General features: G+C 65.7%; 12 protein-coding genes. 7 read left to right on the top strand and 5 right to left on the bottom strand.

Features of this window, described 5'->3' with window-relative positions; all coding sequences use genetic code 11:
- Positions 1 to 32: 32 nt before the first annotated feature.
- Genes A8950_RS16865 through A8950_RS16855 form a run of 3 tightly spaced genes read left to right on the top strand, consistent with a single transcriptional unit; the run spans position 33 to position 3,448 of the window.
- Positions 33 to 1,463, top strand: a complete 1,431-nt coding sequence (locus A8950_RS16865) for a CpaF family protein (protein ID WP_133614847.1) — start codon at positions 33 to 35, stop codon at positions 1,461 to 1,463.
- Positions 1,456 to 2,469, top strand: coding sequence for a type II secretion system F family protein (locus tag A8950_RS16860; protein ID WP_133614846.1), 1,014 nt, complete (start codon positions 1,456 to 1,458; stop codon positions 2,467 to 2,469). Before A8950_RS16865 ends, A8950_RS16860 begins: the two co-directional genes overlap by 8 nt.
- A gap of 10 nt (positions 2,470 to 2,479) precedes the next feature.
- Positions 2,480 to 3,448, top strand: a complete 969-nt coding sequence (locus tag A8950_RS16855) for a type II secretion system F family protein (protein ID WP_133614845.1) — start codon at positions 2,480 to 2,482, stop codon at positions 3,446 to 3,448.
- A gap of 19 nt (positions 3,449 to 3,467) precedes the next feature.
- Here A8950_RS16855 and A8950_RS16850 read toward each other — a convergent pair whose 3' ends face one another.
- Positions 3,468 to 4,247 (bottom strand): tetratricopeptide repeat protein, encoded by a 780-nt coding sequence (locus tag A8950_RS16850; protein ID WP_133614844.1) that lies wholly within the window; start codon positions 4,245 to 4,247, stop codon positions 3,468 to 3,470.
- A 164-nt stretch (positions 4,248 to 4,411) separates the two neighbouring features.
- On the opposite strand from A8950_RS16850, the gene A8950_RS16845 reads away from it, so the two are divergent.
- Positions 4,412 to 4,990: a pilus assembly protein N-terminal domain-containing protein gene (locus A8950_RS16845; protein ID WP_166645244.1), complete on the top strand. Its 579-nt coding sequence runs from the start codon at positions 4,412 to 4,414 to the stop codon at positions 4,988 to 4,990.
- Between the two features lie 151 nt (positions 4,991 to 5,141).
- Positions 5,142 to 6,944 carry a TadE/TadG family type IV pilus assembly protein gene (locus tag A8950_RS16840; protein WP_166645243.1) on the top strand — a complete coding sequence of 601 codons (1,803 nt, stop codon included), beginning with the start codon at positions 5,142 to 5,144 and terminating at the stop codon, positions 6,942 to 6,944.
- Between the two features lie 311 nt (positions 6,945 to 7,255).
- Here the strand turns inward: A8950_RS16840 and A8950_RS16835 are convergent, their stop codons facing one another.
- The 4 genes from A8950_RS16835 to A8950_RS16820 all read right to left on the bottom strand — a co-directional run bounded on the left by A8950_RS16835 (position 7,256) and on the right by A8950_RS16820 (position 10,679).
- Entirely contained in the window at positions 7,256 to 7,837 is a 582-nt protein-coding gene (locus A8950_RS16835) for a TadE/TadG family type IV pilus assembly protein (RefSeq protein ID WP_133614841.1), read from the bottom strand.
- 5 nt (positions 7,838 to 7,842) lie between these two features.
- Positions 7,843 to 8,463 (bottom strand): TadE/TadG family type IV pilus assembly protein, encoded by a 621-nt coding sequence (locus tag A8950_RS16830; protein ID WP_166645242.1) that lies wholly within the window; start codon positions 8,461 to 8,463, stop codon positions 7,843 to 7,845.
- 217 nt (positions 8,464 to 8,680) lie between these two features.
- Positions 8,681 to 9,151 carry a DNA polymerase III subunit chi gene (locus tag A8950_RS16825; protein ID WP_133614839.1) on the bottom strand — a complete coding sequence of 157 codons (471 nt, stop codon included), beginning with the start codon at positions 9,149 to 9,151 and terminating at the stop codon, positions 8,681 to 8,683.
- Positions 9,152 to 9,179: 28 nt separating this feature from the next.
- The gene (locus tag A8950_RS16820; protein WP_133614838.1) at positions 9,180 to 10,679 is read right to left on the bottom strand and encodes a leucyl aminopeptidase; all 1,500 of its coding nucleotides are present in this window, start codon (positions 10,677 to 10,679) and stop codon (positions 9,180 to 9,182) included.
- A gap of 391 nt (positions 10,680 to 11,070) precedes the next feature.
- On the opposite strand from A8950_RS16820, the gene A8950_RS16815 reads away from it, so the two are divergent.
- Both A8950_RS16815 and rsmA read left to right on the top strand, forming a co-directional pair.
- Complete coding sequence (locus A8950_RS16815) at positions 11,071 to 12,375, top strand: peptidylprolyl isomerase (RefSeq protein ID WP_133614837.1); 1,305 nt, start codon at positions 11,071 to 11,073, stop codon at positions 12,373 to 12,375.
- Positions 12,372 to 13,217 (top strand): 16S rRNA (adenine(1518)-N(6)/adenine(1519)-N(6))-dimethyltransferase RsmA, encoded by an 846-nt coding sequence (gene rsmA, locus A8950_RS16810; RefSeq protein ID WP_133614836.1) that lies wholly within the window; start codon positions 12,372 to 12,374, stop codon positions 13,215 to 13,217. The genes A8950_RS16815 and rsmA overlap by 4 nt, the downstream gene beginning before the upstream one ends.
- Positions 13,218 to 13,220: the final 3 nt, after the last annotated feature.

Here is a 13,220-nt window from a genome sequence, read left to right as displayed (position 1 = left end):
GCCGGTCAGGGAAGTTGCCCAGGGAAATCGTGATGTTCGGCAAGCGCAGCACACCAATCGGCACCAGCGAAAAGGCGGCACCCGCGCCATCGGCCAATGCCGTGGTCGCGGCCACGCCGGCACCTGCCGTCCCGGCGGTGGCAGCCACGGCAACCGGCGCTGCCCCCGGCGCGGCCAAGGGCGCCGAGATGGACCAGCGCCTCAACGACATCAAGATCAGCGTTTTCAACGACCTGATGGCGACGGTCGACCTCGGCGAGTTCGCCAAGCTCGACCACAAGGCGGTGCGCGAGGCGATCGGCGAAATCGTCGCCGAGATCATCAACATGCGCAACCTGATGCTCTCGGCCGCCGAGCAGCAGGCGCTGATCACCGAGATCTGCAACGACATCCTCGGCCTCGGGCCGCTGGAGCCGCTGCTGGCGCGCGACGACATCGCCGACATCATGGTCAACGGCTACAACAAGGTCTATATCGAGACCAACGGCATCATCCAGCTGACCGATGTCAAGTTTCGCGACAACCAGCAGCTGATGAACATCTGCCAGCGCATCGTGCAGGCGGTCGGCCGCCGCGTCGACGAAGCCAGCCCCATCTGCGACGCGCGCCTGGCTGACGGCTCGCGCGTCAACGTGATCGCCCCGCCGCTCTCGATCGACGGGCCGGCCCTCACCATCCGCAAGTTCAAGCGCGACCGCCTGACTCTTGACAAGCTGATCGGCTATGGCTCGATCTCGCGCGCCGGCGGCAAGCTTCTTGAGATCATCGGCCATTGCCGCATCAACGTCATCATCTCGGGCGGCACCGGCTCGGGCAAGACGACACTGCTCAACTGTCTCACCAACTATATCGACCGCGGCGAGCGCGTCATCACCTGCGAGGACGCGGCCGAACTGCAGCTGCAGCAGCCCCATGTGGTGCGACTGGAAACGCGGCCGCCCAACCTCGAAGGCGTCGGTCAGGTGACCATGCGCGACCTGGTCAGGAACTGCCTGCGCATGCGGCCCGAGCGCATCATCGTCGGCGAGGTGCGCGGGCCCGAGGCGTTCGACCTGCTGCAGGCGATGAATACCGGCCATGACGGCTCGATGGGCACCATCCACGCCAACAACCCGCGCGAATGCATCTCGCGCATCGAGAACATGATCGCCATGGGCGGCTACAACCTGCCGGCCAAGACCGTGCGCGAGCAGATCGCCGGTGCCATCAACGTCATCGTCCAGGCCTCGCGCCTGCGCGACGGCTCGCGCAAGATCACCCATGTAACCGAGATCGTCGGCATGGAAGGCGATGTGGTGACGCTGCAGGACCTGTTCCTCTACGAGATCCAGGGTGAGGATGCCCAGGGACGCATCGTCGGCCGCCATCGCTTCACCGGCCTGCGCCCCGGCTTCTACGACCGGGTGCGCTATTTCGGCAAGGAGCGCGAGCTGGTGGAAGTGATGGAGGCCGGCGGTGCTTGAGCAATTGGGGGCGCTGGGACCGCAAGCCCTGCTGCTGGCGCTCATGGTCGCGGTGGTTGCCGCGATCATCATCGTCACCATCATCATGGCGCTGGGGGCGCCCAGGGCCCGGCTCAAGAAGCGCATCGCCGCCGTGGCCGGCCATGGCCCGATCCTGGCGGTCGATCCGACCACCGCCGGCAATGCCAAGAAGCTGCAGGGCAGCAAGCGCAAGGTGGCCGAGAAGCTGAAGGAGGCCGAACAGGAGGGCAAGAAGCGGCGCGGCGCCATGCTGCAGCAGGCGCTGATTCATGCCGGCCTCACCATGCAGCCGAGGAAGTTCATCATCATCTCCCTGATCTCGGGCCTCGTGCTAACGGCGCTGGTATGGGCGAGCGGCATGCCCAGCATCTTCCTGCTGGCAGCCGCCCCGATCGGCGCCTTCGGCATTCCCAAGCTGGTGCTGAACTTTCTGGTCAAGCGGCGCCTCGGCAAGTTCACCGCCAATTTCGCCGATGCCATCGACGTGATCGTGCGTGGCGTGCGCTCGGGCCTCACCGTCGGCGAGTGCCTCGCCATCGTCTCGCGCGAGATCCCGGCGCCGGTCGGTTCGGAATTCGCCCTGGTCAACGAGGGCACGCGCCTCGGCATGACCACGTCGGAGGTGCTGCAGCGCCTCTCGGACCGGGTGCCAACCCCGGAGGTGCGCTTTTTCGCGATCGTGCTGACGACGCAGCAGAGCACCGGCGGCAACCTGGCCGAAACCCTGGCCAAGCTGTCCGACGTGCTGCGCCAGCGCAAGAAGATGAAGGACAAGGTGCAGGCGCTGTCCAGCGAGGCCAAGGCCTCGGCGGCGATCATCGGCTCGCTGCCCTTCATCATGATGGCCGGCATGTCGTTCAGCCAGCCGCACATGCTGATGCTGCTGTTCACGCATCCGACCGGGCACATGCTGCTGGGCGTCGGCGCCACCATGATGGTCATCGGCATGCTGGTGATGCGTCAAATGATCAACTTCGATTTCTGACGGCCGGGCGATGGACCAGATCGAACTCGGCTTCAACCTTCCCTCGCTGATCGCGCTCGTCGTCTTCCTGGCGGCCTTTGCTTCGGTGATGGCGGTGACGCTGCCCTTCGTCATGCGCGACAGCTTCGCCAACCGGTTGCGCTCGGTGGCCGAGCGGCGCCAGGAATTGCGCGCCAAGCAGCAGGAGAAGTTCCAGCAGCGCCGCACCCTTTTGCCGGCCCGGCACGAAGGGATGATGCGAGCGATCGTGAACACCTTCAAGATGGAGAACCTGCTCCAGGCCAGGGAATTGCGCCTGAAGCTGATGCAGGCCGGCTGGCGGCACCCATCGACCCCGGTCAAGTTCATCTTCGCGCGTATCGCGCTGCCGATCGGCCTCGCCCTCGGTGCCTTCATCTACATGTATGTCGGCGAGCCCGAGGCTTCGATGGAGACTCGTCTGGGCGTCACCCTGGTGGCGGCCGTGATCGGCTATTACGCGCCGATCCTGCTCCTCGCCAACACCATCCAGAAGCGCCAGCAGGCATTGCGCCGCGGTTTCCCCGACACCCTCGATCTGATGGTGATCTGCGTCGAGGCCGGCATGTCGATCGAGGCCGCGTTCCAGAAGGTGACGGAGGAGATGGCGGAATCGGCGCCGCAGCTGGCTGAGGAGATCGGCCTCACCGCTGCCGAGCTGGCTTTTCTCGGCGACCGCGCCCAGGCCTTCCAGAACCTGGCCGACCGGGTCGGCTTGCGCACCTTCAAGTCCCTGGCGACGACCCTGGTTCAGTCCGAGAAATACGGCACGCCGATCGCCGTCGGTCTGCGCGTGATCGCCCAGGAGAACCGTGACGAGCGCATGATGGCGGCCGAGAAGAAGGCGGCCTCGTTGCCGGCCAAGCTGACCGTGCCGATGATCGTGTTCTTCCTGCCGGTCCTCTTCATCGTCATCATCGGACCGATCTGGATCAAGGTCTCGCAGGATATCTTCGGCTGAGGGTGCCCGGTCGCAGGGCTCAATAGGCGCCGGCGACGTAGCGATAGAACTTGCCGTTCTCGTCGGCGACCTCGCGCGGCAAATCCTTCCTGGCCCAGCGCTCGGCGCCCTCGACGTCGCCCTGGAAGGCCAGCAGCAGGGCCATGTTCTGGCGCACCTGCGGCGTGGCGCTGGGCTGGTCGACGGCCTGTTTCAGCGTCGCAATGGCGCCGTCAAGGTCGCCCGCTTGCGCCTGGGACAAGGCCATGTTGTTGAGCACGTCCGGATTCTGCGGCGACAATTGCAGCGCCCTGGCATAAGCCTGCTGTGCCTCGGGATAGCGGTCCTGGTAGTCGAGGGCGACCCCCAGCGTCGCCGGTATGTCCCACTGGTCCGGGGCAAGGCCGGCCGCCTCCTCGAGCACGGGGACGGCGAGATTCATCTGGTCGCCGGCGACATAGGCCTTGGCCAGTTCGACCAGGAGCGGGGCCGTCCGGCCCTCACGCGCGATCAGCGAATTGACGATCTCGGCCGCCTGCTGGCCGCTGCCGCCGTAGCGCAGGTTGCGGACCAAGGCGAGGGCCAGTTCGGTGTTCTCGCCGTCCCGCGCCAGCAGGCTTTGATAATGCTGCGCCGCCTCGAGGTAATTGTGCTGCGATTCGGCGCGCCTTGCCGCTTCATAGAGCTGCGGATCGAACTGCTTCGAGGCCGCTTCCGCCGGTACCGCGTGGTCGCCGGGACCCGAGGACCCGCAGGCGCCAAGCCCCGACACCAGGGCAATCGCAGCAATCGCATATACCCACTTTCGGCCCGTCAACATCTGGTAGCTCCCTTCATCGACACAGCCCGAATCAATCTAAACCAGTTTCGCATAAAAATTAGCTAAATCCAAATAGTACTTGGAAAAATTGATTGTCGGCCTGACGGACAAACGATACCATGCTTCCTCGGATTTGCCGCCATTTCATGATCGCGAGGTGCGCCATGCGCGCGATTTCTGTGATTGCCCGGTCGTTCCTGCTGTCGGCGCTCGCCCTGGGCGTGCTGGCAGGTCCGGCCAGTGCCGAGGATTTCATCAAGGTCATCTGGCGCAAGGCGCAGTTCCTGCCGGTGCCGGGTGAACCGGCCAGCATCATCATCGGCGATCCGGGCGTCACCGACGTCTCGATCGAGGGCGACGGCAAGATCATCATCTTCGGCAAGGTACCGGGTGAAACCAGCCTGACCGTGCTCGCGGCCAATGGCGAGGTCCTGCTCGACACGGCCGTGGTGGTGACGCCGCAGGACGAGCGCCATGTCTCGGTCATCTCGCCTTCGGCCACGGCCTATACCGAGCGCACCTGGAATTGTTCCGGCCGCTGCGTCCAGGTGGTTGGCCCCGGCACCATCGACTACAAGGCGCCGAAGGCAGCGCCCGCCAGCGCCGGTGCCACACCCGGCGGCGCCAATGCGGCAGCTGCCGCAGGGGCGGCACAGACCGCCGGCGGCGTGCAGACGATGAACCAGGATGCAGCCAAGGGGGCCAGTGCCGTCGGCGCATCGGGTGCCCTGGGTCTACCCTGACGGGGGGGCTGCCCTGACGGGGGTCTGCCCTATTGGGGGTTGGCCCGGGACAGGTTCCGCCCGGGACGTTTTTTGCCCGAGCGGCGCCGGGCACCTTCCGGCCCGGCCACAGCCGCGACGGCGGATGGATTTCCTGCGAAGGATCCGGATCATGCGCAAGTCATTTTGGCGTCATGCCACATCGCGTTTCCCGGCCGGCCCAGTGGCCGCGGCCGGCCCGCTTGCCCGCCTTGTCAGTGACGAGCGCGGCTCGGTCGCAATCTGGGTCGGCCTGTCGCTGATCATGTTCGTCGGCTGCGCCGGCATGGCGATCGACACCGCCCGCGGCTACATGGTGAAGGCGCGCATGTCCCAGGCGCTCGATGCCGCGGCGCTGGCCGGCGCCAAGTCGCTGCTGTCGGACAGCCGCGATGCCGACATCAACATGTTCTTCGCGGCCAATTTCGACGCCAGTTCATTCGGCGCCACGGTGGCCGGCCCGGTGATCGAGGCCGATACCGAGAAGAACACGGTCAAGGTTTCGGCCGTGGCGACGCTGGATACCACGCTGATGAGCGTGCTGGGCTTCAAGGACATGAAGGTGGCGGCCCAGGCGACCGCGATCAGGGCCATCAACGGCCTCGACGTGGTCATCTCGATCGACATGTCGGGTTCGATGTGCAACCCCTGCACCAAGATCCAGGCGGCGATCAACGCGGCCAATACCATGGTCGACACGCTCTACAACGATCCCAACCCGAAGACGGTCGAGATCAACAACATCACCTATGACCTCCTGAACATCGGCATGGTGCCGTGGAACAGCAAGGTCAACGTGACCACCAACAAGATCGTCGATTCCACGACCTACAATCCGGCCCTGACCACGACCGAACCGGTCGCCTTCACCCACCCGCTGACCGGCGAGGCGCGCAGCGTCGTCTACAAGACCAATGTCTCGCATGTCCGCTTCATGGATCCGCCGGATTCCGATTGGAGGGGCGGCGTCTATGCCCGCTATATCGGCGACAACGACCAGACCAACGACGCCGACATGACGCTGGGCTATGCCTCGGTCGGCAACAAGCAATGGCAGGCCTTCGAGGCGATTCCGACCCTGCAGGGCGAATCGCGCACCAACAACCCGCCCTTTTCCAACAACAGCGGCCGCTGGACGTCCGGCGAGGCGCCGACTACCTCGCCCTACAACTGGCAGAACCAGAGCCGCGCCTGCCACGAGGCTTATTGGAACGACAGCCGTAACGACCCCTACCGGCCCGACGGCGTCTATCCGGTGGGCCATGCCCTAGCCGGCCAGCCGATCGTGCCGCTGGCGCCGAGCTATTGGAAGCGCTCGACCCCGACGCAGAGCCTGCATTCGGAATGCGTCGATACCCTGTCGGTGGGCATCGTGCCGCTGACCGGCGTGAAGGACGCCGCCAGCAAATCCGTCGTCACCGATTCCATCGACGACCTCTATGCCGGGTCCAACTTCCCGGTCGGTGGCACCAATGTGCCGCAGGGCCTCTATTGGGCCTGGGAAGTGCTGATGCCGGGGGAACCCTTCAACCAGGCCAAGGTGTCGGTGCCGTTCAAGCGCACCCAGGCGATCGTGCTGCTGACCGACGGCGCCAATTTCGGCAGCAATGGCGACGCCTATAAGGGCGTCTTTGGCTGGGATACGGCGGCGCGCACCAACTCGCAGAACGGCACGCTGCCCAACGGCCAGAACAACAACCTCGACAACCGCCTGCTGCAGCTCGCCAAGAACATCAAGGGCTCGAACCCGGCTCAGGGCGTCAAGATCTTCGTCGTGCAGTACAACATCAACGACAACTCGCTCGCCACCCTGCTGAAGCAGGTGGCGACCGAGCCCAACGCGCCCTATTACTTCTACGCCCCGGGCGACGCCGAACTGGAAGACGCCTTCAAGCAGATCGCAGCCAGCCTCTCGGTCCTGCGCCTCGCCAATTAGGGCGTTGGCGGTTCCGGGGAGCCTTTGCAGGCAAGCGTCTGCGCCCGACGCCACCCCGCATCCTGCGTCCGCCGGCGCCTGCCAGCAGGCATCGGCGTGGCCCGGGCCTTTGGGATATGACCTGCCGTGATTGCCGCTGTCGGCCCTATTCAGTCCGGCCAGGCTCGACCCTGCCGCGCCGGTTCCGGCGACCCCCAGGCAGCGAGACATAACTGCAGCGACGGGTGCTGGGCGGCCCGGCTATTCCTTGGCGCCAGCCGGCGCGGCCGCGCCTTCCTTGAATGCGGACCAGGTCCGGAGCGGCCTGGCGATCAGTTCGGGGCCGCCGTCAGATTGCTGAAGCGGGGGCGGGTGAAGGCGCTGCTGTAGAGCGTCTTCTCGTCATAGATCAGCGACCCGAACAGGGGCTCGTAATGGTAGGCGACCTCGGCAACGATGATGTTCTCGCCTTCGCGCACAATGAGGCCGCCGGGCATGGTGGGCGCACTGCCGGCCACGCCGACCTTGCTGACCGCGGCGATGGTGCCGGTGGTCTGCTGCCACAGGATTGTCTCCTGGCTGCCGCTGGGATTGCCGACCGAGGAGATGATGACGCGACCATTGGTGCCGAGGTCATAGGGCGAGAGCAATCCCGAGGCGGCCAGCATCAGGTCATCGATCTTGTTCTGGACGTTGCCGTCGGCCGGATCGATCTGGGCCACCAGATCGGCCATCGAGGCCGAGGCGCGTTCCAGCTTCTGCGCCAGCAGCAGCATGCGCGGCAGTTCGAAGGTGCCGAGGATGAGGACGGTAAGGAAGAACAGGACGCAGGCCATCTCGATGGCGGTGACGCCACGGTCGTCCCGCATCCCTCTCAGCGACGTCCCGGCGACAAGGACAGCGAGCCGTTTCATTCGCGCTATTCCTTGTAGAGATTGGGTTCGTTGCGCACGACGATGGTTGCCTTCAGCGGCAATACGCCGTCATCACCGGCAATCAGCGTACCGGCGAAGGGGGTCAGGATGTGCCAGGGTATGATCACCGTATAGGAGACGACCTCGCCGCCCATGCCGGCGCCGTTGGCGCCCTGGTCGGCGCTCCACGAGCCGTCCTGGTTGATGTCGCTATAGGGCTCGCCCTCGTCATAGCTGTCGTTGGAGTTGAGGTCGGTAAAGGGTTCCGGCTGGCCGACACCCGAGAAACTGGGATAGGTCTTGACCGAGAACTCGGCCTCGTCGAAATCGACCAGATGGAAGGTGTGGTGGTCGAGAATGGCTCGGATCTTATCGATGCGGGTCTGATCGTCCGGAGACTGACCGGTGATGCCGTAGCGCGAAGCCTCCTTGAGGCCGCCCTCGAGGCTGGTCAGCGTCGCCATGATCATGCCCATCTCGATGACACCGAAGGTGAGCAGGCAGAGCATCGGCAGCACCATGGCGAACTCGACCGCGGCCGCACCGCGTTCGTCGCGCGGCAGGGCGGCGAGCCGGCGCCGCCGGGCGCCGGAAAGTCTCGAGCGAATATCCAAAAAGTGTCGCATGGTCCTGGTCGGCAACTTTCTGTCCTGCCGGGTGGGCCGCATGGTCTTCCGCGGCGGATCGCCGGCTGCATTTCCAGCACGGTTCCCGGGCTGCGCATTCTGCGCCGGATACATCGATAAAAGCTTAAGACAACCAGCGCGCAAGTCCAGATGCGCGCCATCACAGATCGCATCTAATCACACTATTATATGTCGAAAAATGGGGGTGCGACGAGGTTTATTGCCGCGCCTTCTCTACCCAGCCGCCTGTTTCATTTTGTTGAAAATACGCGATATTTTGCCCGGAATCACGATAGCGCCGCCAATGCTCCCGGGCCGCGGCAAGCGCCGCTTCGTCCTGACCGTTGAAGAGTTCGCAGACGAGGTCGAAACCCTGGGCTGCCAGCGTCTCGGCATTGGGGGCGTCGGCCCCGTCGCACAGCATCAGCAGGCGGGCGCCGTTGGGGTTTTCGAGGCTGCTGGTAAGAAAGACTGGCTGCTCGGCGCTGTTGCCGTCCCGGGCGGTGCCGTGCGGCAGGAAGCTGGCCGCGTCAAAGGTCCAGAGATGCGCGTTCAGCGCCTCCACCCGCTCGCCACTACCCGCAAGGACGACAGCCCGATCGCCACGCTCCAGCACCCGCTGAAGCAGGCGCACGAGTGCCTCCTCCAGCCGGGAACGGGTGAGATGGTAGAAGCGGATCTCCGCCATCGCGGGGGACCCTTTTGCAGGCGGTTCCCTACTTGTCCTCGTAATGCTGCGCGACCAGGTTCTCCAGCAGCCGCACGCCGAAGGCAGTGGCGCCTTTCGGGATGGTCGGGCGGTCCTTGTCGCTCCAGGTGACGCCGGCGATATCCAGATGCGCCCAGGGGATGCCCTTCTGGATGAAGCGCTGCAGGAACTGCGCGGCGGTGATCGAGCCGCCATAGCGACCGCCGATATTCTTCATGTCCGCCGCGGGTGAATCGATCAGCCGGTCATAGGCCGGGGCCAGCGGCATGCGCCAGACCAACTCGCCCACCGCCTTGCCGGATGCAGCCAGCTGGTCGGCAAGCGTATCGTCATTGGCGAAGAGGCCAGCGTGTTCGGTGCCCAGCGCCACCATGATGGCACCGGTCAGTGTGGCAAGGTCTACAATGGCGCCGGGGCCGAATTTCTCCTGCGCGTACCAGAGCGCATCGGCCAGCACCAGACGGCCTTCGGCATCGGTGTTGAGCACCTCGATGGTCTGTCCCGACATCGAGGTAACGATGTCGCCGGGGCGCTGCGCCGTGCCGGAGGGCATGTTCTCGACCAGGCCGATGACGCCGACGGCATTCACCTTGGCCTTGCGCGCGGCGAGGGCCCGCATGACGCCGATGACGACGGCCGAGCCGCCCATGTCCCACTTCATGTCCTCCATGCCGGCGGCCGGCTTGATCGAGATGCCGCCGGTATCGAAGGTGACGCCCTTGCCGACAAAGCAGATCGGCTTCGACTTCGCGCTCCCGGCGCCGTTCCACTGCATGGTGACGAGCTGGCTTTCCCGCTCGGAACCCTGGCCGACGCCGAGGAGCGCCCCCATGCCGAGACGCTTCATTTCCTTTTCGCCCAGTACCTCGACCTTGACGCCGAGGCCGGCCAACTCGCCGGCTTCCCGCGCCAGCGTCTCGGGGTAGATCACATTGGCCGGTTCCGAGACGAGGTCGCGCGTTACGACGACCGAATCCACCACCTTGTCGAGCGGGTCGAACAGCTTCTTCGCCGCATTGGGGTCGGCAAGGGTGATGGTGAGCTTCTTCAGGCTGGGCTTCTGCTCGGGCTTTTCCTTGGTGCGGTACTTGTCGAAGCGATAGGAGCGCAGGCGGGCGCCAGCGGCAATCCTGGCGGCGATTTCGGCCTCGCCCAGCGCTGCGCCGGCAGGAGCCTCGACGGCGATGGTGCCTTCGCGGTCGCCGGCCTGATTGAGGGCGGCGACCAGACGGCCGCCGATCGCCTCGCAATCAAGGGCCGTCAGTTTGGCCGGGTTGCCGAAGCCGACCAGGACCAGGCGTGAGACTTCGAGCCCCTGCGGGGCCAGGATCACCAGTTGTTCGTCCTTGTTGCCCTTGAACCGGCTGGCATTGAGGGCGCGGGCGACGGCGCCCCGGCTGGCCTTTTCCGCCTGGGTGGCGGCCGCCGAGAGCTTGCGACCTTCGAGCACGGCGACGGCATAGGCGCCCTGGCTCGGCACGTCACTCTTGGCAAAGGTAACCTTCATCTTGATTTCTCCCGAATATTTTGCGCGAGGCGGGGTTGGGCCGCGCGGAGGATCCGGCCGGCCGGTCCTGGAATCGGCGCCTGCCGGACTGGCCAAGGCTTAGCACAAAGAAATTCCTTCCGCCATTCACGCCAAAGTGCATCGACATGGAGCCAACCCACTGAAAAATGTAGACGAATGGGCGCAGCGTGATAGTTTAGCCCCCTGTCGGGAGCCGTGCTCGGCTCGCGCAAGAGAAGGGGCGGGAGGCTTGCCACGAGAGGCTTTCCACTGGAGGTTTGCCAGTGGGCAGGCCGGCTGGCATTGCCGCCGGCAACGGAAACACAAACCGCCCGTCGCGGCCGGCGCGCTGCCGTCGCTGGTCCAGGTGCTTGGGGTTTTTGATGTGACGATGAGCTATCGAGTGATTTCTCCGCGGGTCGACCTTCGGCGTCTTGCCACCTGCCTTGCCTTGTTTCTGTTTGCCCTGCTGGCCTTCGCCCCGGGTCGTCCCGCGCTTGCGCAGGATGCGCTGAAGATCGTCGCCGTGGTCAACGAAGAGGTGATCACCGAGCTTGATCTCTACATGCGCCTGCGCCTCGCCATGGTAACGGCACGGCTCAACGACACGCCAGAGACGCGCCAGCGCCTGCTGCCGACATTGCTCCGGACCATGATCGACGAGCGCCTGCGCGGACAGGAGGCGGCGCGGCAGAATATCCAGGTCGCCGACGACGAAGTGAATATGCGCATCGGGCAGATGGCCCGTCGCAGCGACCTGACGCCGGACCAACTGGCTCAGGCGCTGGCCGGCAACGGCATCTCGATCGACATATTGCGCGACCAGATCCAGACCGAACTTGCCTGGGCGCGTCTGGTCCAGCGCCGCCTGCGGCCGCAGGTCAACATCACCGACGAGGAAATAGATGCGGCCTTGGCGCAGATCCAGGCCGCGCAGGGCCAGACGGAATACCGCCTGTCGCAGATCTTCCTGGCCTCGGGCAGCATGGAGGACGAGGCAACCCTTTCGCAGGCGGCGCGGCGGCTCAAGGAGCAGATCGAGCAGGGGGCCAATTTTGCTGCCATTGCCGCCGAGTTTTCGCAGGACCAGGGAGCCATCCGCGGCGGCGACTGGGGCTGGGTGCGCCTCGATATGCTGGATCCCAAGGTTGCCGAACTGGTGGCGTCGTTGCCGCCCGGCCAGGTCGGCGGTCCGGTTCGCGGTACCGGCGGCTATTACATCGCGCTGGTGCGCGCGACGCGGGTGATCGACGTGCGTGCGGTTGCGGCGGGTACGGTGTCGCTCGAGCAGATCCTGTGGTCGATGCCGGAGAACGCAGCCGAATCCGAGGTCAACAAGGCCGTTTCCCAGGCCAGCACGCTGTCGCCGCGGATCCAGTCCTGTGCCGACATGTCTCGCCTGGCGCCGGAAGCCAGTCCCGGCGTCTATCGCAATCTGGGCAACGTGCCGGTCAGCGATCTGCCCGAGAACCTCCAGCCCTATGCGCTCAACCAGCCGATCGGCGTGCCGACACCGCCGATCCGCACCAACCGCGGCGTCGGCATCTACGTGGTCTGTGATCGTGGCGGTGGTGACGAGGCGGCGCTGTCGCGCGTCGGCGTCGCCGACCGGCTGGGGCGCGAGCGGCTGGAGACACTGGCGCGCGGCTATCTCTCCGACCTGCGGCGCGCAGCGGTCATCGACATCCGCCTGTGAGCGAGACGGGCGCCGCGGCAATTGTCCTGCCGCCATTGCGCGAGGTGATCGCCCGGCACGGCCTTTCCGCCAACAAGGCGCTGGGCCAGAATTTCCTGCTCGACCTCAACCTGACCGGCCGGATCGCGCGTGCGGCGGGGGCCCTCGACCAGGGCAGCGTCATCGAGGTGGGCCCCGGCCCCGGCGGCCTGACCCGGGCGCTGCTCGACCACGGTGCGCGCGAGGTGATCGTGATCGAACGCGATCGCCGCTTCCTGCCGGTGCTTGCCGAGATCGCCGCCGCATATCCGGGCCGGTTGCAAATCGTCGAGGGCGATGCGCTCAAGGTGGATGCCGCGAGGCTTGGCACTGCCCCGCGCCGCATCGTCGCCAACCTGCCCTATAACGTGGCGACGCCGCTCCTCATGGACTGGCTGGAGGCGGGCAGCGCCTTTGCCGGCCTGACATTGATGTTCCAGAAGGAAGTGGCGGATCGGCTGGTCGCGCAGCCGCGCAGCAAGGATTACGGTCGCCTTGCCATCGCGGCGCAGTGGCGGGCCGAGGTCAGGCGGCTGTTCGACATACCGCCGCGCGCCTTCACGCCGCCGCCCAAGGTGACCTCGACCGTGGTGCAGCTGGTGCCGCGTCCGCAGCCGCTCTATCCCGCCGACCCGGCCATGCTGGAGCGCATCACCACCGCCGCCTTCGGCCAGCGCCGCAAGATGCTGCGGCAGTCCTTGCGCCAGATCTCGCCGCTGGCGGAAGAGGTGCTACTTGCCGCCGGCATCGCCCCAACCGCACGGGGCGAGGAATTGTCGATCGAACAGTTCTGCGCACTGGCGCGCGCATTCAAGAATCGCTGACGG

This window comes from Dongia mobilis, assembly GCF_004363235.1.
GTDB lineage: Bacteria > Pseudomonadota > Alphaproteobacteria > Dongiales > Dongiaceae > Dongia > Dongia mobilis.
This window is presented reverse-complemented; position numbering and strand designations above follow the sequence as displayed.

Coding starts and splice junctions, on each gene's coding strand:
- A8950_RS16845 (WP_166645244.1), top strand. CDS start 4,412: ATGCGCGCGATTTCTGTGATTGCCCGGTCGTTCCTGCTGTCGGCGCTC.
- A8950_RS16855 (WP_133614845.1), top strand. CDS start 2,480: ATGGACCAGATCGAACTCGGCTTCAACCTTCCCTCGCTGATCGCGCTC.
- A8950_RS16865 (WP_133614847.1), top strand. CDS start 33: ATGTTCGGCAAGCGCAGCACACCAATCGGCACCAGCGAAAAGGCGGCA.
- A8950_RS16850 (WP_133614844.1), bottom strand. CDS start 4,247: ATGTTGACGGGCCGAAAGTGGGTATATGCGATTGCTGCGATTGCCCTG.
- A8950_RS16830 (WP_166645242.1), bottom strand. CDS start 8,463: ATGCGACACTTTTTGGATATTCGCTCGAGACTTTCCGGCGCCCGGCGG.
- A8950_RS16815 (WP_133614837.1), top strand. CDS start 11,071: ATGAGCTATCGAGTGATTTCTCCGCGGGTCGACCTTCGGCGTCTTGCC.
- A8950_RS16820 (WP_133614838.1), bottom strand. CDS start 10,679: ATGAAGGTTACCTTTGCCAAGAGTGACGTGCCGAGCCAGGGCGCCTAT.
- A8950_RS16825 (WP_133614839.1), bottom strand. CDS start 9,151: ATGGCGGAGATCCGCTTCTACCATCTCACCCGTTCCCGGCTGGAGGAG.
- A8950_RS16835 (WP_133614841.1), bottom strand. CDS start 7,837: ATGAAACGGCTCGCTGTCCTTGTCGCCGGGACGTCGCTGAGAGGGATG.
- A8950_RS16840 (WP_166645243.1), top strand. CDS start 5,142: ATGCGCAAGTCATTTTGGCGTCATGCCACATCGCGTTTCCCGGCCGGC.